We start from the raw sequence: 22,579 nt of genomic DNA on the forward strand, positions 1-22,579 counted from the left end.
ATTTTCGTCTGAATATTTGTCAATACTCTTAGTCTTCTACGAGTGCTGCTGTGATGATTGCCATAGAATAAACTTCTTCTGCATTGCATCCACGGGACAGGTCGTTGATCGGTGCATTAAGACCAAGAAGGATCGGTCCGTATGCATCAAAGTTACCAAGTCTCTGTGCGATCTTATATCCGATGTTACCTGCGTTGATATCCGGGAAGATAAATGTATTTGCCTGACCTGCTACTTCACTGTTCGGGCATTTTGTTCTTGCAACACGCGGAGATACAGCTGCATCAAACTGAAGCTCTCCTTCGATCGGAAGTGAAGGATACAGTTCTTTTGCTTTTGCTGCTGCATTACGCATCTTATCTACATCTTCACCCTTTCCAGATCCAAGTGTAGAGTAGCTTAAGAATGCAACCTTTGGATCGATACCAAAGTGTTTACCACATTCTGCAACTTCCCATGCGATTTCTGCAAGCTGCTCCTCTGTTGGTTTGAGATTAATCGCGCAGTCACCCATAGCAAGAACTTCGTTCTCACCTGTAGCTGACGGACGAACCAAAATGAAGCAGGAAGATACACAGCTTGATCCCGGTTTGGTCTTGATCAGCTGAAGTGCCGGACGTACGGTATCTGCTGTAGAGTAAGTAGCTCCTCCAAGAAGTGCATCTGCAACTCCCATCTTAACCAGCATGGTTCCAAAATAGTTGTTGCTCTTAAGTGTCTTTGCTGCCTGCTCCGGTGTAACACCTTTGCTCTTACGAAGTTCGCAGAACAGTTCTACCATCTCGTCAAATCTCTCATAATCATCCGGATCAATGATCTCTCCGCCACGGATGTTGTATCCATACTTTTCAGCTGCTTCTAATACTGCTTCTTTATTTCCAACAAGAATTGGTGTAAGGAAGTTTCCTGCTAAAAGACGGGAAGCTGCCTCAAGAATTCTCTCATCTGTTCCTTCTGTTAAAACGATCGTTTTTGGATTTTTCTTCAGCTCATGAATCATCATGCCGAAGCCTTTCATATTGTCCATTAAATTGCCTCCTTATTTCGTGTGTTCGATACTTTCACATATACTTTACCACGTTTTTTTTGGATTGCAATTTAATTAAATTTTTAACAAGGATTGTATTTAAAAATAACCAAAAACCGGCGTTTTTTCCTTATTTACGGTATCCTTTATAGCCTTTCAGATTGTTGGCAAGAGCCATAACGATCGTATCTACATCATCTACCATCAGTTTTACACGTTCCGGAATCTGCTCTTCCTCTATCCCGTTTTCATATACATCTTTGAAATAGCCTTCAAAGAGCATACACACCATCCGGTTTAATTTTACTGCATTGTCATATGTAATACCACCAACATTGATACACCGCTTGCACATCTCAAAATCACGTGCCAGAAAGCTTGGTGTCTGAAGCATATTGTAGAAAAAGCGGTTAACATTTACAATATCTTCCGGAAACATTTCATAATATTCCCGCATTGCTTCTTTGAGTTTTACATTGTTATACTCAAAAAATAACAGATTATATGCTTCCGGATTATGAAATGCCTCCGTTGCATAACAATCCCACACACCTACATATACCTGCCACATATTCTTCCAGGATTTCTCAGCCTCATTCAGCCTGTCTATGTAACCGGTTAAAATTCTGAGTTCTGCATAGTATAAAAGTTCAGACACATTATCAAAGTACCTGTACAGACTTGCTGATGAGCACCCCATCTCCTTAGCAATCCTGCGGATAGATACTGCCTGAATCCCTTCTTGCTGAATGATCTCATGTGCTTTCTGGATATAATCCCTTCTGGATAATCCTTTAAAATAATTGCTGCTCGTACTCTGCTTCTGTTCTTCCATAGTTGCCTCTCATTTTCCATGTGAATCTCTACACAGATTGTATCCGGCACTCTTCCATACCGAATTCAACCATTTTTTAATTTTAGTCATATTACTCTTTATTATACATGATTCTGTTTTTGATATAAAATAGAAAAAAGCTATAATATTTCATAGCTTTTTTCTATACATTATACCTTTAATTTCCCAATTGTAAACAGTTTTTTAACAATGAAAAATAAGCTCCATTTTTGTACCTTTTCCTTCTTCACTTTCCACATGGATTTCTGCGTTATGCAAAAGTGCTCCATGCTTTACAATTGAAAGACCCAGACCTGTTCCGCCGGTCTCTCTGGAATGGCTCTTATCCACCCGGTAAAAACGCTCAAAAATACGCTCCTGATGCTCTTTTGGGATTCCGATTCCGGTATCCTGGACAATGACCTTTTTCCCGTTCAGTGTATTTCCAACCCAGATATTTACTTTTCCATTTTCTTTATTGTATTTGATGGCATTTTCACAGATGTTGTAGATCATCTCATCCAGGATCTGACGGATTCCAAAACATTCCACATGTTCTCCTACCACTTCAACCTGTATTCTGTGTTTTTCTGCCTGAAGTGCCAGACGGCTCACGATCTCCCTTGTCATCTGATACAGATCCACATTCTCTTTTTCAAGCTCCACACTGCCCTCATCCAGTTTTGACAGCTTGATAATATCACCGACCAGGGTGATCATCCTGCTTGCCTCTTTATAGATCCGTTCACTGAATCCCTGCATATCTTCCGATTTTACAAGACCGTTCATCATAATTTCTGCATATCCCGAAATCGAGGTCAGAGGAGTCTTCAGCTCATGGGAAACATTTGCAGAGAATTCTCTCCTCATCTGTTCAATTGCTGCTTTTTCTTTATTCTGCCTGTCAATTCTTTCAAGCAGCGGATGCAACTCTTCATATACATCATTTTCCAGTGGTTCTTCCAGATCCAAATTGTTAATCGGTGCAATCAGCCTTTTCACCTGATGCCTTGTCATAAACCATGCAACACACCCCATCATGACCCCGATCGCAATCATATACGGTAAGATCATAAATGCTGTATTCCAGACCGTATCCATGCCTCTTGACACACGCAGGACAGAGCTATCATCCATCTTCAACGCATAATAGTACATCTCCTGTCCTTTGCTGTCTGACATACGGATATCCTGCCCACTGCCATTTGCCAATGCCTCTTTGAATTCTTTTCTTGATTTGTGGTTTGCCAGCGTTTCCTGATCATTTCCGGTATCATAAAGTACTTTTCCGTCTTTATCGATCCATGTTACCCTGGTGCGCCTACTGACCTTATCCATGGTGCCAAAATATTCTTCTCCGGATATATCTATTGCCGCCCGGATATATTCTGCCTCCTGAACCAGTTCACTGCGCCGGATATCCAGCGCCTGCCGGTAAATAACCAGAGTAACCAGAATATACGAGATCAGGAGTGACATCGTAACCACAAAAATCATACTTTTCTGGATTCTATTTCGCATCGATCTCTCCTATACGGTATCCAACCCCCCGGACAGTCTCAATATATTCTCCTGCCTGTCCCAGCTTCTGGCGCAAGGTTCTTACATGGACATCTACCGTTCTGGTCTCACCGTCAAAATCATATCCCCAGATTTCTTCCAGTAATTTATCTCTTGTCAGAACAATATTCTGATTCTCCATAAGTTTTCTCAATAGCTCATATTCTTTCAATGTTAATGCTACCGGTTCTCCCGCTACCGTTACTTCATGCTTTTTACGGTTCATGCGGATCTCACCCAGCACATAGGTATCATCCTCTTCTTTTTTCGATGTCCGTCTGAGTACTGCACGGATTCTGGATACCAGTTCCATCATTCCAAATGGTTTGGTCACATAATCATCTGCTCCCGCATCCAATCCCATGACCTTGTCATATTCTGCACCCTTTGCCGTAACCATGATGACCGGAATATCTTTGGTTCTCCCGGAAGTCTTCAGCTTCTTCAGGATCTCCATTCCATCTTCTCCCGGGAGCATGATATCAAGCAAAATCAGCTCTGGCAGTTCCTCTGCCAGAGCTTCAAAGAATGATGTGCCTTCTTCAAATCCACGGGCCTCAAATCCCGTAGTTTCAAGTGTATATACTACTAATTCCCGGATGTTCGCTTCATCCTCCACACAAAAAATCATTCTCGTTCTCCTTTAATTTCTTTTAGATTGCAGTTCCGCCTGCATGAATACCTGTAATTGAAAATTCAACCCACTCTGCAATATTTGTTGCATGATCTCCGATCCTCTCCAGATATTTTGCGATCATGATCAGGTCGATTGCCTCATCTCCGGCACTTCCTTTGTGATCGGAAATAAATTTTACCAGATCTCCTTTTACCAGATCAAAAAGATCATCTACCTCATCATCTGCTACCATGACTCTTCTTGCAAGCTCCAGATCTTTCTGTACATAGGCAGATACACTGTCTCTTACCATCTTTACAGTCGCCTCTGCCATCCGGTTAATATCCGTCAGATTCTTTTCCTCTGTTGATTTTGTTGCAATCACAATATCTGCGATATCCGCAGTCTGATCTCCGATACGTTCCATATCCGTGATCATCTTAAGTGATGCCGAGATTCTTCGCAGATCCCGCGCTACCGGCTGCTGCTGAAGTAAAAGCTTCAGGCAGAGATTTTCAATTTCTTTTTCCATCTGATCGATCTCGCTGTCTGCTGTAATGACAGCCTTTGCTCTGGCAATATCATGCCCTTCCAGGGCTCCTGTCGCTTCCTCAATTGCCGTCTCGCAAAGTTCTCCCATATGAATAAGCATCTCATTAAGTTCTTCCAGCTGTCTGTCAAATCTGTTCCGCATTTAACCAAACCTCCCTGTAATATAATCTTCTGTCCTCTTATCGGACGGGATCGAGAATAATTTTTCAGTATCATTATATTCTACAACTTCTCCAAGAAGGAAAAATGCGGTATTGTCCGACACTCGGACTGCCTGCTGCATATTATGTGTTACCATAACGATAGTATAATCTTTTTTCAATTCCATCGCAAGGTCTTCTATCTTGGATGTTGAGATCGGATCCAGTGCGGAAGTCGGTTCATCCATCAGAAGTACTTCCGGTTCTACTGCAAGTGCACGTGCAATGCAAAGTCTCTGCTGCTGTCCACCGGACATGCCAAGTGCACTCTTTTTCAGACGGTCCTTACACTCGTCCCAGATAGCTGCATTACGCAGTGATTTTTCTACAATATCATCCAGTTTTGCCTTTGAACGGATTCCATGCGTTCTCGGTCCGTAAGCAATATTATCATAAATGCTCATCGGGAATGGATTTGGTTTCTGGAATACCATTCCGACTCTTTTTCTCAGGACATTTACGTCCATTCCTTTAAAAATATTCTGTCCGTCCAGAAGGATTTCGCCGTCAATCCGGCATCCTTCTACCAGATCATTCATACGGTTGATCGACTTGAGAAGTGTGGATTTACCACAACCACTCGGTCCGATAAACGCGGTGATCTTATTTGGCTCGATCTCAAGGTTAATGTTTTTCAGTGCCTTGAAATCGCCATAATATAAATCAAGATTTTTTACACTTATCTTTGACATTTTCTTTTCCTCTCTATGCTTTCGTCAGTTTCTTCGCAACCACACCGGAAAGGGTGTTGATCGCAACAACCAGTACAAGCAAAATAACAGCTGTCGCATACGCCTGGTTCATATACAGCCCTTCGCTTGACAGCATATACATATGGATTGCCAGTGTCCGACCGGAACCAAGTACATTCTTTGGCACCTGTGCAACCGTTCCTGCTGTATAAATCAGTGCTGCCGTCTCTCCTACGATACGTCCAATGGCAAGGATCACACCCGCAAGGATTCCAGGAACTGCCGATGGAAGCACGATACGGAATACAGTACGGAGCTTTCCGGCTCCAAGTCCAAAGCTTCCTTCTCTGTAAGAATCCGGAACTGCTTTAAGTGCTTCTTCTGTCTGGCGCATGATCAGCGGAAGAATCATAATCGATAAAGTAAATGCACCTGCCAGAACGGAAAATCCCCATTTCAGCGTATTTACAAAGAACAGCATACCAAACAGACCATATACGATAGACGGAATGCCCGAAAGAGTCTCCGTCGTCAGGCGGATCACTTCGATAAATTTATTCCCCTTTCCTGCGTATTCCACAAGAAAGATTGCTGAAAAAATACCAAATGGTACTGCGATCAAAAGCGAAAGCAGTGTCATAACAACCGTATTGATCAATGCCGGTATAACAGATGCATTGTCCGATGTATAATGTAATGAAAATAATGACGGTTTAATATACGGAATTCCATTGATCAAAATATAAAAAATCAGGAACAGGAGCAGTGCAAACGTGATAAATGTCGCAAGCATCACAAGAAACATCAAAATCATGGATCCCGGATGTCTCAGATAGCTTTTTATCTTATCTGTAAAATTTTCCCGGTTGATATAAACAGGTTTTTTCGTCTGATCACTCATGTTCACCCCTCCTCTTAAGCAGCGCAACACTAAAATTGATGATCAGGATAAATACAAAAAGTACAACTCCTGTAGCAATCAACGCTTCCCTGTGAAGTCCGGTCGCATATCCCATCTCAATTACAATATTACCAGTCAGAGTACGGACACCGAGCAGAATATTATTGACCAGTCTAGGCTGGTTTCCTGCAATCATAATAACTGCCATGGTCTCACCGATCGCACGTCCGATTCCAAGTACGATTCCTGTGATCACACCGGACTTTGCCGCCGGAATCACAACTTTGAAAATACTTCTTTCCTGGGTTGCGCCAAGTGCCAGCGAGCCTTCATAGTACTGTGGTGGCACTGCACGCATTGCACTTTCTGTTGTCCCGATGATCGTTGGAAGGATCATCATACCAAGTACAATTGATGTAGTCAGGATTCCTTTTCCATCTCCGGATTTTTCAACCAATCCCATCATCTTTAAAGTTCTTCCGAAGTCCCGAATGATCGGAACTACGATCACCATGCCGAAGAAACCATATACAACTGACGGAATTCCCGCAAGCAGTTCAGTTGCTGCTTTTAACGGTCTGTAAATTTTCTTCGGGCAATACATAGCCATAAATACCGAAGTCAGAATTCCGATCGGCACACCAAATATAATTGCTCCTGCCGTCACATAGATACTTCCGATGATCATCGGAAAAATACCAAAAAGTTCATTTCCCGGACGCCAGATATCACCGGTTATAAATTTTACAAATCCTATCTGTCTGATTGCAGGGATTCCATTTGCAAACAAGAAGATGCAAATGAGAGCTACCGCCAGCACCGAAGTGCAGGCGGCAATGAAGAACACTCCCTGCATGACTTTTTCAGTCCATGCTTTTGATTTCATTCTTTAATTTCCTCTTTTATTTATTTGGAAACTTCATCCCATGTTGTAACATCCCCAACATAGATTGATTTTACCTGATCTGCTGAAAGCTCATCTGCCGTGTTAGCTTTATTTACGATCACTGCAATACCATCTGTTGCGATTACTGTTGCTTCAAGTTCTGAAGCTTCGTCATCTTTCAGTTCTCTGGATGCCATACCGATGTCATAGCTTCCTTCGATCGTAGATGTCATACCTGTTGTAGAATCTGAAGTCTGAAGCTCAATGTCTGCATTTGGGTTTACTTTCTTATATGCTTCAATCAGTTTTTCCATCAGCGGTGATACAGAAGAAGATCCACCTACTACACATTTTCCAGATGGTTTTGATCCTGCATAAGCTTCTACATCCGATACCGGAATGTATTTTTCATTTGATACGATTTCCTGTCCTTCTGTACTCATAATATATGCCATAAAATCTTTTGCAACTTCATTATCAAGATCTTTCTTCACTGCAATATTGAAAGGTCTTGACACTTTGTAAGAACCATTTTCGATATTGTCTGCTGTGGCTTCTGCTCCGTCAATCTTCAGAGCCTTTACGCTGTCATTTAAAGATCCGAGTGATACATAACCGATTGCATATTCGTCACCTGCTACAGTTGTAAGCATTACCGATGTATTATTTGTAATCTGCGCATCTGTTGTTGTCATATCTACTTTCGTTCCGTCTGACTGTTTTTCTTCTATTCCGAACAGCTCAATGAAAGCTCCTCTTGTACCGGATCCATCTTCACGGGATACGATTGTGATATCATTTGATGTATCAAAATCACTTCCGCTATCTGCGCTGCTGTTATCCGTACTGCCCTCTGCGCTCTTGTCAGATGATGATCCTCCGCATCCAACTGCCATTGTTGCTGCCATTGCTGCTACAAGTGCTACTGCCATTAATTTTCTGAATTTCATAATACTAAAATCCTCCGTTTTATGTGTTTTTGTTTTTTCTTTTCTTCACGGTCTCTATCATATAAAATGGTTGTAAAATCTGAAATCCTGGCTGTGTAAAGTTTTTGTTAAATATGATTTTTTCTGTTCAGTGTCAAAAAAGCAGGAACAGTCAGTTAACGTTGAGTATACTCCTCAACAATCAATTGACTGCTCCTGCTTTCTTATAATTACTTTCTTGTGTTTCTTTATCGGATCATAGGATTCTCTATGATCTCCGCATCCACTTCTTCTGTTTTCTCCGGAACCGGCTTCTCACCGCCTTCTTTCAGACATTCCAGAATTGCTTCATTCAGTGACAGCATCTTGTCATCCAGTGCCGATACCATATCCGCACATTCCTTTAGTTCCCGGCTGATATACTCCGGTGCCTGTCCTTCAAACTTGTAATAAATCTTATGCTCCAGACTCGCCCAGAAATCCATCGCAATTGTCCTGATCTGGATCTCGACCTTCGTATCCACCACACTGTCCGACAGAAAGATCGGAACGGACACCAGCATGTGGTAGCTCTTGTATCCACTTTCCTTCGGATTCTTGATATAGTCTTTGATCGACAGAACCTTTAAGTCACTCTGATTCCCGATCATCTCCGCAAGCCGGTAAATATCGGATGTAAACGAACAGATCAGACGGACTCCTGCGATATCATTGACATAGCGTACCATATTCTCAATACTTGTCTCATATCCGTACCGCTTCAGCTTTTTCACAATACTTTCTGCGGATTTGATCCTGGTCTTGATATGCTCGATCGGATTATATCTGTGTACATGTTGAAATTCATCGTTCAGTATCTCCAGCTTCGTCCCTACTTCTTTCAATGCGGAATTGTAAAGAAACATGACGGTCTTCCAGCTGTCTACGTCATCGTAATACTTCATTGCTGACTGCATGTAATCTCCCCTTTTTATGTATACTTCCCTCCGGAATCTATCTCCCTTTTTCGTCCCGAAAGTAAAATCAGTATACCATTTTTTCTCTTTGAAATCTATACAGCCCGGGCAAGCTTCATAGTATTTTAATAAATTAGATAATCTCAATCTGACACATTTCTTTTATTTTCGCATTGCATGAATCATTTCTACAATGTCGTATCCATAACGTTCACCCGTTGCCCAGCCATACCCTTCCGGATTTTCTTTCTGCCCCAGCCACTCTACATACGGTGCGCTCCCCTTTGTCACGTAAGAGTAACGGTCATCTACACATTCCTTGACAAGTGCTTCGTCTGTCGCATAAGCTTTCAGATGCTGGATCTGTGCCCGGATCCCGGTTCTGACATCCGGGTAGGAATTCCCGGGTACGCCTCCTCCCGTCGTCCCGATCCCGGCAAAATTATACTGGGTGATCTGCATATCTCCACCATACTGCAGCCAGCCTGTCTCCTTCATCGCCTGTGCAAATGCAACCTCCGGACGGACGCCTTCTGCCGTGGCTTCTTCATAATACATCTGTGCAAATGTCTCAATATCCGGTGCACCTCCCTGCGTCAAAACTTCTGCCGGATAAGTGCTTCCATACGCTTTAAAATAATTTACCAATTGCCAGGCGCGGATACTGCTGATCCCCATCACCGGATACTGTCCCGGCTGGATGGATGCTTCTACCGCTTCAGCCTCGGCAATGCCTTTTGCTTCGGTGTCTGATAGTTGCTGCGCTTCTGTCATCTGGGCTTTAATTGTGCTGTCTGCCTTTGTTGATTCCGTGCTGTCTTTCCTGCTTTTCTCTGTGTTCTTCTGCTTTGCAGTTTTTTCTGATTCTTCTATATAGGTTCTGCCTTTTTCATCTGCGTTCCCGGCTTTGGACTTACCATATATCATACCAATCGATACAAATATCATACAGATTCCCAGTATAACCCGGATTATAGTTTCTCGTTTTATTCCAGACATTTTTCTGATTCCCTGTCTTTTTTCTCTATCCTATTCCATGTTATTGAGAATGATTCTCTTTCTTTCATAAACTTTAGTATCAATATAGCACATCATATCAGAGAATCATAGAATAAAATCTGTCTCCTTTACTTTCTCCCCTAAATCCGCTATACTGAAAATCACTTGATACAAAAACATTCTTCGCCTGACCGGCATTTTTCATATTTATTATAAGGAGGATTTTACCATGTTCCGCTTATGGGGAAAAGAATTTAAAGACAATCATATGATCAAAGACACCACCATCTGTGATGACAGCGACGATACAAGAACCCACAAGATTTTCAATGCTCTGGATGAGATTTGCTATGAATTTGATCTCAGCAAACCGATCTGGCTGGATGTGAATATCAACGAATTCAAGCGGCATTCCAAAGCGAGATTCTATCAGGACAGTTTTGTGGATTCAATTGATTTTGATTTTCTGGAAATCCAGGTAATTGAAGAATAGAAAAAGAGAGAATTTTTCAGCCGCATGAAAAATCCTCTCTTCTTCTATCTCTTCGTTTCATCCGAATAAATTCCACTGGAAAGATATTTCTTTTCCTTATTTACATATCTATTTAATAGGTTTTTGTTGTTTTGAATTATATCGTCTTATAACATATATGTCAAGTATGAAAACTATGTTTTTATTTTTGTACAATCCAAACAGCATCTCTCCTGACATCTTCCTGTTAAATAAAAAGAAACAGAAATCCCAGACAGCTTTGCTTTTGCATCTGTCTGAACTTCCTGTTTCTTTTTATATTTCTCTCAAATTTTTTATTCTTCTAGAATCTTCACCCCAAACTTCGGAAGCATTTCTCCCTTTTCTACAGCATTTCCACTTAATAGATCCATCTTTCCTGCAAATTCTTCCGGAATTTTCAGATCTTCATCCTTAAAGTTCATCACAAAGTAGAAACTCTTCTCTTCTCCGTTACGTTTTACAATCTCCAGTCCGTTACCATTTTCTGCAACCGGATTTACCCTGGCATCTTCTGCTGCCATAGAAAGAATCTTATCTGTTCCAACAACTTCCATACAGCTTCCAATATAATATAATTTTCCTTTTCCATAATCATGTCTGGTCACTGCCGGCATGCCTGCATAGAAATCTTCGGCATATTCGCCCAGTGCCTCCGCACCTTCCAGATGCATCAGATCACAGACGATCTTACATTTACTCTGGCTTCCGTCCTTAAAAGTTACTATATTATACTGTTCCGGCGCAAGAGCATCAATTTCTTCTACCCAGATACCGGCCATCTCTTTTAATGGTCCCGGATATCCGCCCAGATATACATTGTCCGACTCACCAACGATACCACTCATATAAGTCGTCACCAGAATACCGCCATTTTTTACATATTTCTCCAGTGCTTCCTTCATCCCCGGTTTTACCATATAAAGAACCGGTGCTACGATCATCTTATATTTAGAAAAATCTGCATCTACCGGAATCATTGTAACCCCCATATTATGATCATAGAAATAGCGGTAATACCGATGGATCTGATCCACATATTTGAGACTAATGGATGGTCCACTTGTGTATTCCAATGCCCAATAGTTATCCCAGTCAAAGATTACACCGACCTCTGCTTCATTAACAGTTCCCGGAATCACATTACTCAGTTTTTCCAATTCTTCACCTAACTGTTTCACTTCGCGGAACACTCTTGTATTTTCCGTTCCGGCATGAGCAATGACTGCTCCGTGGAACTTCTCACATCCGCCTACACTTCGGCGCAACTGAAAGAACTGGATTGTATCCGCACCGTGCGCCATGGTCTGATAGCTCTGCGCGCGCATCTGACCCGGACGTTTAAGTGAGTTATATGGCTGCCAGTTCTGTTGGCTCGGTGTCTGTTCCATCAGCATAAACGGCTGATCTTTGAGTCCACGCATCAAATCATGCTTCATTGCGACCAGACTCCATGGTGTATTATAAGAAGGATAATTATCCCAGGAGATCACATCCATTTCCTTTGCCCATTTGAAATAATCAAGTCCTTTAAAGGTTCCCATCATATTTGTAGTGATCGGTGTCTCTTTGTCAAATTTACGGATTGCTTCTTTTTCCATCTTGAAGTTATTCAGCATTCCGTCTGAATTAAAGCGACAATAATCAATCGATAGTCCGGCAAAAGCTGTCATATGCGGTTCTGCCGCATCTTCAATCCCGTCACCAAGAGCATCTGGAAGTACTACTTCATCCCAGTCATAAATCGTATGTCCCCAGAATTCGGTATTCCATGCTTTGTTCAGTTCATCCAGTGTCTGATATTTTTCACGCAGCCAGACTCGGAAAGCTTTCTCACAATTTTCGCAGTAGCATTCTCCACCATACTCATTGCTGATATGCCAGCAGGTTACATGTGGATTGTTCCCGTAACGCTCGGCAAGCTTTCCGGCCAGACGGGATGCAAACTTCTGAAACACAAGGGAATTCGGGCAAGCATTATGACGCTGTCCGAATTTGTGATGTCTTCCCTCATAATCAGTCCTTGCGACCTCCGGATAACGCTTTACCATCCATGCCGGCAGCGCTGCTGTTGATGTAGCAAGCACGATATCGTAATTCTCCTGGCTGAGCATAGCAATCACTTCATCCAGTTCTGTAAAATTGTAAGTATCTTCCGATGGCTGGATCTTTGCCCATGAAAATACATTAATCGTTGCACTATTGATACGGGCATCTTTGAAAATGCGCATATCTTCTTTCCAGACCTCTTTTCCCCACTGGTTCGGGTTATAATCTCCGCCGTATAAAATCCTCTTAAATGGTCGTTTCATAAGCTTCTTCCTTTCTCATTGATATTTTCCTATTACTATAATAGCAGTTAATAAAAGGACCGGCAATTAAAAGCCGATCCTTTTGTATTTTTATTCTTATAATATGAAATGCAATAATTATGCAAGTTTTTCTCCAGTAAGCATCTCATATGCCTGCAGATATTTTTCAATTGTTTTGTCCACGATTTCCTGTGGAAGTGTCCAGTTGTTATCTGGATTAGCTGTAAGCCAGTCACGTGCAAACTGTTTGTCAAAAGACGGCTGTCCGTGTCCCGGTTCATATCCGTCCGCCGGCCAGAATCTTGAACTGTCCGGTGTCAGCATCTCATCACCGATCACCATATTGCCTTCTTCATCAAGACCAAATTCAAATTTGGTATCTGCAATGATAATTCCTTTGCTGAGTGCATATTCTGCACATTTTTTGTAAAGAGCAATGGTGTTATCACGAAGCTTTTCAGCTAATTCTTTTCCTCTTCCCGGAAAATATTTTTCCAGGTGATCTACACTCTGTTCATAAGAGATATTTTCATCATGATCACCGATCTCAGCTTTTGTAGATGGTGTATAAATCGGTTCTGGCAGTTTGTCAGATTCTTTTAATCCTTCCGGAAGTTTAATTCCACATACTGTGCCATTTTCCTGATAGCTCTTCCAGCCGCTTCCTGTGATATAACCACGAACGATACATTCGATCGGAAGCATGTTGAGCTTTTTACACATCATGGATTTCCCTTCATATTTCTCCTGTTGGAAGAATTCCGGCATCTCTTTTGTATCTACAGAAATCATATGGTTCGGAAGAATATCTTCTGTCATATCAAACCAGAATTTTGACATCTGTGTCAGAACAGTACCTTTCTTAGTCACTTCATTGTTAAGAATTACGTCAAAGCAGCTGATACGGTCTGTTGCAACCATGATCAGGCTGTCGCCATTGTCATAAATCTCACGTACTTTACCTTCTTTGATCGGTTTTAATTCCTGCATGTTCTTACACCTCATTGATTCATTTTCTTAATAAATAAACGGAGTTTTCTTAACTCTCAATAACCGTAACACCTAACATAATGAGTGTCAAGAAAAACAGGCTTTCTTGCTTATTAGCATTTTTTATTATCATTTATTACTTTAAAAACTGCCGGTATTTTCTACATACTTTTTCTTATACACATTAGACAAAAAATGGTTTCTCATTTTATGCACATTGTCTCGGTCATGTTTTTAAATCCACATTGGCATATCCGTATCCTTTTTCAGGATTTCTCAACTCTTCTATTGACTTTTGCATTTCGATGATTATACTTTATTATGATAAATCAATATCAATAATACATATTTAATATATTGTTCATGTATTATTGGTATAGCAAAAGGAAGTGAAATTTATGCAGCAAGGCATAATAGAAAAAAATCATATGGACATTCTATGGCATGATTATGCACTGAATAAAGAAGATACCATTCCTATCACAAAGGCCGGACTAATTGAAAAAGCCTCCGTTGTCGGTAGATGTGGCATGATGCTTCTTTCCTGTGGAACCGGAGCATGGCGTGTTCGAAGCTCCATGAATACCCTTTCCAGAGAACTGGGAATCACCTGTACCGCCGACATCGGTCTGATGTCCATTGAATACACCTGTTTTGACGGTGAAAACTGTTTTTCACAGTCGCTGTGTCTGACCAATACCGGTGTTAATACTTCGAAATTGAACCGACTGGAAAACTTCATCAACGATTTCCCAACAAAGGAAAAATATCTTTCCGGTGAACAGATTCATTCTTATCTGGATGAGATTGAACGGATCCATGGCCTTTACTCTCCAGTTGCACTCGGATTTGCCGCAGCATTTGCCTGTGGGGCATTTACCTTTCTCCTTGGTGGCGGACCGGTAGAAATGCTTCTTGCTTTTTTCGGTGCCGGTATCGGCAACTTTGTAAGATGTAAACTGACTAAGCATCATTTCACATTATTCTTAGGCATTACTGTCTCTGTTGCTGCTGCCTGCCTTATCTATGCTACACTTTTAAAAACAACTGAACTGTTGTTCGGCATTTCTCTTGCTCATGAAGCCGGATATATATGCTCTATGCTTTTCATCATTCCCGGTTTTCCATTTATCACCAGCGGAATCGACCTTGCAAAACTGGATATGCGATCCGGCCTGGAACGACTTGCTTACGCAATGATCATCATTCTTGTCGCAACCTTGACCGCCTGGATCATGGCACTTATCCTTCATTTAAAGCCAAGTGATTTCCCACCTCTTTCTCTCACACTCTGGCAACATATACTATTCCGGCTTCTCGCCAGCTTCTGCGGGGTGTTCGGCTTTTCTGTTATGTTCAACAGTCCTAAAGAACTCTCTGCCACAGCCGGTATCATTGGAGCAATTGCCAATACACTCCGTCTTGAACTGGTAGACTTGGCCTCCCTGCCTCCTGCAGCCGCAGCTTTTATCGGTGCCCTGACTGCCGGAATTCTGGCTTCTGTATTAAAAAGCAAAATCGGTTACCCGAGAATTTCTCTGACTGTACCTTCTATTGTCATCATGGTACCGGGACTGTATCTTTACCGGGCAATCTATAATCTTGGAGTGATGTCTCTGCAAACCTCTGCATCCTGGTTTGCAGCTGCAATACTTATCATTCTTGCCTTGCCTCTTGGACTTATCTTTGCAAGAATTCTGACGGACAAGACATTCCGTTATTGCACGTAAAAAAGAATTTTAAATAAAAAGATGCATCTGATCTTTTTTCAACCAGATGCATCTTTTTATTTATCATATACAATTTGATCCGCTTTTTCTATATGCCTTTCCAGTCTGTCAGAAAAGTGTTCCAGCGGAAGGAAAACCCCCATTTCATCAAATCTTTTTCCTTCTTCCTGCAAGAAATCCTGTCCGTAATATACCACAGAATTTGGCAGTTCCTTTTGAAGTTCCATCATAATATCCCACACAGCTGCATAAGCTTCAGCCTCCGTCTTTTTTTCTTTTACGGTATCCGGAAGTTCATAGATCAGAAGTACTCCGTCATGCTCTCCCATCTTATATTCCTGTGTTTCCATTGTTTCTGAATCATAACAATGCCTTTTCTTATATCCATGTGCCAGATACATTTTTACTTTATCACGCTTCTGATAAACTTTTCGAAATTTTTCATATTCTTTTTCCTTTACATGAATCGGAAGATTTTCCAGAAGCTTTCCCTCTTCATCTGTCAAAAAAATAGGATTTGTCTGTCCATCCGCATTAAATTTAAACGGTATCAGAAAAGCATTTCTTAAAAGATCGAACATACTGTTTTGGCACACAGCCATGAGAAATGCAGTCAGATCTTTATTTTCATATGCATCGAATAATGCAGCGGTGAACTGCTTTGCGGGAAGATTCTCTGTCACAAACTCATCTCCGGAATCAATGGCATCGTAAAAAGTTCTTTTCAGTCGCCTGCATGCCTCCGGGTTTGCAAGAATCTTGTCAAATAACATCTCGGCTTTTTCTTCTCTTGGAAAAATGGTTGCCATATCTATCCTTCCTTTACTATAAATCATACGATTATTTTTTATCCGACTATATTATAGGGTTATCCTGGTTATTAGTAAATTACATAATTCATATTGTGATCATATCAATATGACATAAATCCAATTTGTATTTTTTTAAGAATAATGCCTGATTTCTTTCTTGAATCCATGCTCCTCTTTACATTTTCTATACACATGTTAAAATAATTTCATCAAATATTTTGAGCTACTGTGCAGAAAGGAATTTATCTATGTCAGATTATTACATTTCTCAAATCTATCCTTCTGACAAGCGAGCCAACGATGAAGTGGACGCGCTCCTTATCTCAGAAGGGATCCGCAGAGATGCCAACCTGGATTACACCTGCGGCATGTATGACGATGAGATGCACATTATCGCAACAGGAAGCTGTTTTGGCAACACCTTACGATGTTTTGCCGTAAGCCATGAACATCAGGGAGAAGGACTGATGAATTCCATCGTCTCTCATCTGATTGAATTTCAGTTTTCAAGAGGGAATACACACCTTTTTCTTTACACCAAATGTAATTCTGCCAAGTTCTTCGGTGATCTTGGATTCTATGAAATTGCCCGGATCGATGGACAGATTGTCTTCATGGAAAACCGAAAAACCGGATTTCAGAATTATCTGCGTACTTTTGCAAAAGATGCACTTCCAGAAGAATTGACTGCTGAGACTCCCACCAGAAAGATTGCTGCTCTCGTCATGAACGCCAACCCGTTTACCCTCGGACACCAGTATCTTGTAGAAAAAGCGGCTGCTGAAAATGATCTGCTTCATCTCTTCATTGTCAGTGAAGATGCCAGCCTGGTTCCATTCAAGATCAGAAAACAACTCGTCATGAAAGGAACAGCACACTTGAAAAACATCTGTTATCACGACAGTGGTCCATATATTATCAGCAATGCTACTTTTCCAAGCTATTTCCAGAAAGATGAGAATGCAGTGATTGAAAGCCACGCCATGCTGGACCTGACGGTATTTACGCAGATTGCAAAGGTGCTCAGTATCACTCGCCGTTACGTAGGGGAAGAGCCTACTAGCCTGGTTACCGGAATCTATAACCGGATCATGTCTGAAAAATTACCGGAACAGGGCATCGAATGTATCGTTGTCCCAAGAAAGACCTGTGAGGATACACCGATCAGCGCTTCCAATGTACGTCTTGCCCTGCAAAATGGTGACTATGATACCCTTTCGAAGCTGGTACCGCAAACCACACTGGATTATTTCAAAAGTCCGGAAGCAATTCCTGTAATCGAACGGATCAGACAACAAGAAAATGTTATTCATTATTAGGAGGATCTGCTATGAAAGGACAGGAAGTAGTATTAACCGACATGCTCGCCTGCCGCGAGCGCCGCGTTAATATACAAAATGAATATATTCAAAGATATCATTGCCCAGTGATTTCATTCTGCATGAATATTCCGGGACCTATAAAGACGAATGAACAGATCAAAAAAGCATTCCTTTCCGGAAAGGAAGCACTTTTTGCTGTATTACAAAAAGAGAACATTCCGATTCTTACCCAAACTGAGTTTGATGAGAAGACTGGAAATGAAATTATTCTTACAGTCGACTATCCGGCAGATAGAATTAAAGAACTAACAACAAAAATCGAAGAAACCCATCCCTTCGGACGTCTTTTTGATATGGATGTGATTGGAACAGACGGAGAAAAACTCTCCCGCGGCGTCTACCGCAAATGTTTGATCTGCGGCTGTCAGGCACAGGAATGTGCCCGGTCACGAAAGCATACCGTCGCTGAAATGCAGGCAAAGATCGAAGAGATGCTCTCATAACAATATTGAGAAACGGGAGAATGCATTTTCAAACAGCATTCTCCCGTTTTTTAATTTCCATCACTATATTTCTGAAAATCTCTTTACCTGCTCCGGTTTCTCCGGATGTTCTCCTATCATCTTCTCCATCCAGACCATATGGTACCAACGCCCAAATTTATAACCACACTTCCGGAATTCTCCGATCAAACGGTATCCCAGATGTTCATGAAACTGCTTGCTGTTCTTTGTCAGATATTCATCGTCTTCTTCCGGATATCCAATGCATGCATATAGATTGATGATATTCTGTGCTTTCAGTGCAGTTTCAAGTGCCTGATAAAGCAGTTTTCCAACACCACCGTGCCTGCAACCCTTCTTTACATAAATCGTAGTTTCTGCCGACCAGTCATATGCAGCCCGTCCATAAAAAGCTCCTGCATATGCATAACCGATAATCTCGCTGTCTCTTACTGCCACCAGATACGGATATTTTTTCAGTGTGTGACGAATCCGTCCGGTAAACTCTTCCAGTGTCGGAACATCATATTCAAATGTAATTGCTGTGTCCGTTATATATGGTGCATAGATACTTAAAATTTCTGCTGCGTCCGCTTCGGTTGCCGGACGGATCTTGATTTCATTTGTATTCATTTTATGCTCTTGACTACTATATCCAATTCCTGTCAATTTCTTCTTTTAATTCACAGAACATTTTATAAAACTTCTGTTTTGCCTGCGTAATAATCCCCATTGCAATCTTTCGGTTATAAGAATGTATTACATTATTTCTTTCTTGTAATGCAGATAACCATAGTTCTTCATCCTTTATCATACCTGCTTTATATACTGTTTTGAGAATCATTTTCGGAGAATCTGTTGCTCCTTCTGCAAATCCATGTATCTCCAATATTTCTTTCATCATCTTCCATGACTGCTACACAATGTATATCATGTTTTTTTGCAAATGAAATAATTTCGTCTATAACTTCCGTTTTTATTCCTGTATTCGCAAAAGTCTGCATTTTTCCTTCCTCCCACTACCATAACTTTAATCAGAGAAATCATTATATTTATTCTCCTACTCTTCATACATTGATTTCTCCAGATATTATTCGACTGGTAATTCCGTTTAATCTATAAAAATTATCATACCATGAATCAAATTTCTATACAAGCAGGATTGTTTCTCTTGACACACCTTCGCTAACTGTATATACTGTATATATACAGTTATAACATTTTAAGCGAGGTGAAAACGTGAATATATTCATAGATAACAAAAGTGGTGCACCCATCTATGAACAGATTTTTACACAACTCAAATCGCAAATTATAAGTGGAACATTGCCATCTGACGAAGCTCTTCCTTCCATTCGAAGCCTTGCCAAAGATCTACGAATCAGTGTCGTAACAACCAAGCGGGCTTACGATGAACTGGAAAAAGAAGGTTTTATTTACACGATTGCAGCAAAGGGCTGTTTCGTTGCTCCACTTAATACGGATCTTTTGCGTGAAACAAATCTGAAAAAAATTGAAGACTACATGGAAAAAATAGTACATCTTGCAGCTTCCTGTAATCTAAGCGAACAGGAACTTACTGAGATGCTTCATTTCATGATGGAGGAATAGCTTATGACCACATTTGAAACAAATGCTTTAGAAATAAACGATTTGAATAAGAACTATCCTGGATTTTCCCTGAATCATCTAAATCTCACTCTTCCCAGTGGATGTATCTTAGGACTCATCGGTGAAAATGGTGCCGGAAAAACTACCACCATTAAACTAATTCTGGATATCATAAAAAAAGACAGCGGTTCGATTCGAATTTTGGGAAGAGACTGCACTTCTGCTACTACTATCTTGAAAGAAGAAATTGGCGTTGTATTAGATGAAGTTGGTTTTCAGGAATGCCTGACTCCTTTACAGATTGGACGCATTATGAAGGATATTTTCCACAACTGGGATCCTTCTCTATACGACCAATATCTCCAAAAATTTAACCTTCCAAATAAAAAAGAATTTGGTAAGTTTTCAAAAGGAATGAAGATGAAACTTGGAATTGCAGTTGCTCTCTCTCATCATCCTAAACTTCTGATCCTTGATGAAGCAACAAGCGGTCTTGATCCTGTAATGCGCGATGAAATCCTTGATATTTTCAATGATTTTACCAGAGATGAATCTCATGCAATTTTAATTTCTTCCCATATTGTAAGTGATCTGGAGAAAATTTGTGATTATGTTGCCTTTCTTCATAAAGGTAACCTTGTTCTTTTCGAAGAAAAAGACCGGCTTCTGGAAAAATACGGTATCATTCAATGTACAAAGGAACAGCTTCAGGAACTCGATCAATCTGCGGTCATCGGAGTCAAATACTCTTCTTACAATGTAGAAGCAGTAGTTCTTCGAGATCAGATTCCGAAAGGATTTAAGGTACATCCGATCAGTATAGAAGATTTGTTTATTTTTATGATAAAGGGGGTTCACTGAATATGAAAGGATTACTTCGTAAAGATCTTTATCTGATGATAAAATATTGTCGTTTATTTTTTATTCTGATTATTGTATTTTCCTTTGCCGGAGCATGGAATAACAATCTGTTTTTTGCATTATATCCTATTACAATTTCCAGTATTATCCCGGTAAACCTGCTTTCTTACGATGAAAAATCAAATTGGAGTCTCTATGCCTGTACCTTTCCCTGTAGCCGGAAAGAAATTGTATCCTCCAAATATATTTTAACAGTATGTACCCTTACACTTTCTGCCATCATTGTTGAAGTAGTGCAAACAATCAACATGATTATAAGACACAACTTTCATATTTCCGGTCTTCTTACTATTTTTACAATTATCTTTATAACCGGATTACTGCCACCTGCCTTTATGTTTCCGTTTACCTTCAAACTAGGTGCTGAGAAAGGTCGGTTTGCTTATTATATTGGATTTATTTTATTTTTCGCATTGCTTGGTTCGTTGCAATCTGTCATAAAAAATTTGCCTCTCGGACTTGCACATTTCCCTTTCCGAAGTGACTATATTTTGATTCTTTTTTTCATAGGTTTATTACTGTATATAATTTCCTGGATTCTATCCATAAAATTCTATCAGAACAGGGAATTCTAACATCATTATAGAAAGAAACAGCGGTTTACTTCCTTTTTTGTAAACCACTGTTTCTTTTTTATTTCATGATTTTTTCCATTCTCTCTTTGATAATGTCTGCAATTTCCCATCCTGCATAACTTTCGCAGATACAATCTCTTGAAATCACACCGCCGGCTTTATCTATATGGCCACCACCGCTTCCGATTCCATCGCAGAGCTTTTCTGCCACTTCATTTGCAAGATACTCCCGATCCGCGCTTCTTATTGAAACCTGATATCCACTGTCAATATCCGTATATGCAATGCTAACTTTGGCAACATCAACCTTTATTGCCATATCACCAATGATTCCAAGCACTGATTGCTCACAATGCATTGCACTGATCAAAAGATATTGCTTCTCTTTATCAAAATATGCATGGTACAAAGCTTCTCCTGCAATCATGAGGTCCTCCAGACTCATGGATGATTTTTTTAACCGTTCCAGTTCCGGATAATCTTTGCTTAACTCATCGCGCATCGCAATGTCATGCTTCTTGTACAAATCTACATAGGAAGAAGTATCTGTATACAATCCATATAAAAATGCAATACTTAACTTTTCATTCGCCTTTACATCATATCCTTCTTCTTTCAAAAGTTCCCAGACAATTGTAGAACAGCTTTGATAAGAATAGTCAATAAAAGCATTTTCTGTTTTTTTCATGGAAGGCATATGATGATCAATCATTGCTATATTATCCGCTTCAAAACGATATACATTTCCTCTTCCATATTGCCCATCAACCAGCAGTAGAAGATCTGTCTTTGGTAACTCTTTTACGTATTCTACCGGAATCTCACAGATATCAATCATGTACAAAAGATCTTTTTTTTGGATTTCATAATCTCCACTGTAAATAATTGACACATTGGTATCCTGTAGTTTTAAATATGTATACACCCCATATGCCGCAGCCAGTGCATCTGCATCTGGACTGTTATGACATTGAATACATATATTTTTGTACTTTAATAGCTGATTTAAAAAACCCATTTGCTCATGCCTCTTAAATTACTCTCATTCTTTCAGCATATTACCACATTTTTCCTTAAAGGTAAATAATTTCCTATGTAATATATGTAATAAAAAAACTGCAAACCCTTACGGTCTACAG

At 40.4% G+C, this 22,579-nt stretch carries 24 protein-coding genes; 7 read left to right on the forward strand and 17 right to left on the reverse strand.

Annotated features, from left to right (window positions below):
- Window positions 1–28: 28 nt before the first annotated feature.
- From pta to PG840_RS14090, 11 genes are all read right to left on the reverse strand, one after another.
- Window positions 29–1,018: a phosphate acetyltransferase gene (gene pta, locus PG840_RS14040; RefSeq protein WP_118219555.1), complete on the reverse strand. Its 990-nt coding sequence runs from the start codon at window positions 1,016–1,018 to the stop codon at window positions 29–31.
- A gap of 139 nt (window positions 1,019–1,157) precedes the next feature.
- Window positions 1,158–1,862: a TetR/AcrR family transcriptional regulator gene (locus PG840_RS14045; RefSeq protein ID WP_008368506.1), complete on the reverse strand. Its 705-nt coding sequence runs from the start codon at window positions 1,860–1,862 to the stop codon at window positions 1,158–1,160.
- 204 nt (window positions 1,863–2,066) lie between these two features.
- Complete coding sequence (locus PG840_RS14050; protein ID WP_117836253.1) at window positions 2,067–3,383, reverse strand: sensor histidine kinase; 1,317 nt, start codon at window positions 3,381–3,383, stop codon at window positions 2,067–2,069.
- Complete coding sequence (locus tag PG840_RS14055) at window positions 3,373–4,053, reverse strand: winged helix-turn-helix domain-containing protein (RefSeq protein ID WP_055249350.1); 681 nt, start codon at window positions 4,051–4,053, stop codon at window positions 3,373–3,375. Before PG840_RS14055 ends, PG840_RS14050 begins: the two co-directional genes overlap by 11 nt.
- Window positions 4,054–4,075: 22 nt before the next feature.
- The gene (phoU, locus tag PG840_RS14060) at window positions 4,076–4,732 is read right to left on the reverse strand and encodes a phosphate signaling complex protein PhoU (protein WP_270206023.1); all 657 of its coding nucleotides are present in this window, start codon (window positions 4,730–4,732) and stop codon (window positions 4,076–4,078) included.
- A complete protein-coding gene (gene pstB, locus PG840_RS14065; protein ID WP_055158199.1) occupies window positions 4,733–5,482 on the reverse strand; it encodes a phosphate ABC transporter ATP-binding protein PstB in 750 nt (249 codons plus the stop codon).
- A gap of 13 nt (window positions 5,483–5,495) precedes the next feature.
- A complete protein-coding gene (gene pstA, locus PG840_RS14070; RefSeq protein ID WP_416387036.1) occupies window positions 5,496–6,287 on the reverse strand; it encodes a phosphate ABC transporter permease PstA in 792 nt (263 codons plus the stop codon).
- Between the two features lie 88 nt (window positions 6,288–6,375).
- Window positions 6,376–7,269, reverse strand: a complete 894-nt coding sequence (pstC, locus tag PG840_RS14075; protein ID WP_008368514.1) for a phosphate ABC transporter permease subunit PstC — start codon at window positions 7,267–7,269, stop codon at window positions 6,376–6,378.
- 20 nt (window positions 7,270–7,289) lie between these two features.
- The gene (locus tag PG840_RS14080) at window positions 7,290–8,219 is read right to left on the reverse strand and encodes a substrate-binding domain-containing protein (RefSeq protein ID WP_055158195.1); all 930 of its coding nucleotides are present in this window, start codon (window positions 8,217–8,219) and stop codon (window positions 7,290–7,292) included.
- A 227-nt stretch (window positions 8,220–8,446) separates the two neighbouring features.
- Window positions 8,447–9,154, reverse strand: a complete 708-nt coding sequence (locus PG840_RS14085) for a GTP pyrophosphokinase (RefSeq protein WP_022220501.1) — start codon at window positions 9,152–9,154, stop codon at window positions 8,447–8,449.
- Between the two features lie 162 nt (window positions 9,155–9,316).
- Window positions 9,317–10,153: a glucosaminidase domain-containing protein gene (locus PG840_RS14090; RefSeq protein WP_055249355.1), complete on the reverse strand. Its 837-nt coding sequence runs from the start codon at window positions 10,151–10,153 to the stop codon at window positions 9,317–9,319.
- 229 nt (window positions 10,154–10,382) lie between these two features.
- On the opposite strand from PG840_RS14090, the gene PG840_RS14095 reads away from it, so the two are divergent.
- A complete protein-coding gene (locus tag PG840_RS14095; protein ID WP_055158192.1) occupies window positions 10,383–10,646 on the forward strand; it encodes a hypothetical protein in 264 nt (87 codons plus the stop codon).
- Window positions 10,647–10,960: 314 nt separating this feature from the next.
- Here PG840_RS14095 and PG840_RS14100 read toward each other — a convergent pair whose 3' ends face one another.
- Both PG840_RS14100 and PG840_RS14105 read right to left on the reverse strand, forming a co-directional pair.
- Window positions 10,961–12,976 carry a beta-galactosidase gene (locus tag PG840_RS14100; RefSeq protein ID WP_117824662.1) on the reverse strand — a complete coding sequence of 672 codons (2,016 nt, stop codon included), beginning with the start codon at window positions 12,974–12,976 and terminating at the stop codon, window positions 10,961–10,963.
- A gap of 117 nt (window positions 12,977–13,093) precedes the next feature.
- Entirely contained in the window at window positions 13,094–13,966 is an 873-nt protein-coding gene (locus tag PG840_RS14105; protein WP_117559144.1) for a phosphoribosylaminoimidazolesuccinocarboxamide synthase, read from the reverse strand.
- Between the two features lie 398 nt (window positions 13,967–14,364).
- Between PG840_RS14105 and PG840_RS14110 the strand changes: the two genes are divergently transcribed.
- Window positions 14,365–15,696, forward strand: coding sequence for a threonine/serine ThrE exporter family protein (locus tag PG840_RS14110; protein WP_270206024.1), 1,332 nt, complete (start codon window positions 14,365–14,367; stop codon window positions 15,694–15,696).
- A 56-nt stretch (window positions 15,697–15,752) separates the two neighbouring features.
- Here PG840_RS14110 and PG840_RS14115 read toward each other — a convergent pair whose 3' ends face one another.
- Window positions 15,753–16,505: a DUF4866 domain-containing protein gene (locus PG840_RS14115; protein WP_270206025.1), complete on the reverse strand. Its 753-nt coding sequence runs from the start codon at window positions 16,503–16,505 to the stop codon at window positions 15,753–15,755.
- Window positions 16,506–16,756: 251 nt separating this feature from the next.
- Here PG840_RS14115 and citC point away from each other — a divergent pair, with 251 nt between their 5' ends.
- Both citC and citX read left to right on the forward strand, forming a co-directional pair.
- A complete protein-coding gene (gene citC, locus PG840_RS14120; protein WP_117824665.1) occupies window positions 16,757–17,827 on the forward strand; it encodes a [citrate (pro-3S)-lyase] ligase in 1,071 nt (356 codons plus the stop codon).
- A gap of 11 nt (window positions 17,828–17,838) precedes the next feature.
- Window positions 17,839–18,333 carry a citrate lyase holo-[acyl-carrier protein] synthase gene (gene citX, locus PG840_RS14125; RefSeq protein WP_270206027.1) on the forward strand — a complete coding sequence of 165 codons (495 nt, stop codon included), beginning with the start codon at window positions 17,839–17,841 and terminating at the stop codon, window positions 18,331–18,333.
- A gap of 63 nt (window positions 18,334–18,396) precedes the next feature.
- Here citX and PG840_RS14130 read toward each other — a convergent pair whose 3' ends face one another.
- Window positions 18,397–18,966: a GNAT family N-acetyltransferase gene (locus tag PG840_RS14130; protein WP_117559152.1), complete on the reverse strand. Its 570-nt coding sequence runs from the start codon at window positions 18,964–18,966 to the stop codon at window positions 18,397–18,399.
- Between the two features lie 16 nt (window positions 18,967–18,982).
- Window positions 18,983–19,237, reverse strand: coding sequence for an HI0074 family nucleotidyltransferase substrate-binding subunit (locus PG840_RS14135; protein ID WP_330414263.1), 255 nt, complete (start codon window positions 19,235–19,237; stop codon window positions 18,983–18,985).
- A gap of 335 nt (window positions 19,238–19,572) precedes the next feature.
- Here PG840_RS14135 and PG840_RS14140 point away from each other — a divergent pair, with 335 nt between their 5' ends.
- The 3 genes from PG840_RS14140 to PG840_RS17040 are packed head-to-tail and all read left to right on the forward strand — an operon-like array spanning window position 19,573 to window position 21,440.
- Window positions 19,573–19,944: a GntR family transcriptional regulator gene (locus PG840_RS14140; protein ID WP_008368544.1), complete on the forward strand. Its 372-nt coding sequence runs from the start codon at window positions 19,573–19,575 to the stop codon at window positions 19,942–19,944.
- 3 nt (window positions 19,945–19,947) lie between these two features.
- Window positions 19,948–20,805: an ABC transporter ATP-binding protein gene (locus PG840_RS14145; protein WP_117824668.1), complete on the forward strand. Its 858-nt coding sequence runs from the start codon at window positions 19,948–19,950 to the stop codon at window positions 20,803–20,805.
- Window positions 20,806–20,807: 2 nt separating this feature from the next.
- Window positions 20,808–21,440: an ABC-2 transporter permease gene (locus PG840_RS17040; protein ID WP_117824669.1), complete on the forward strand. Its 633-nt coding sequence runs from the start codon at window positions 20,808–20,810 to the stop codon at window positions 21,438–21,440.
- A 58-nt stretch (window positions 21,441–21,498) separates the two neighbouring features.
- On the opposite strand, the gene PG840_RS14150 is transcribed toward PG840_RS17040, so the two are convergent.
- On the reverse strand, window positions 21,499–22,458 hold the full coding sequence (locus PG840_RS14150; protein WP_270206028.1) for a DHH family phosphoesterase: 960 nt from the start codon (window positions 22,456–22,458) through the stop codon (window positions 21,499–21,501).
- Window positions 22,459–22,579 lie beyond the last annotated feature (121 nt).

Origin of the sequence: Coprococcus sp. AM97-35 (assembly GCF_027697525.1) — a bacterium.
GTDB classification, from domain to species: Bacteria; Bacillota; Clostridia; order Lachnospirales; family Lachnospiraceae; genus Allocoprococcus; species Allocoprococcus comes.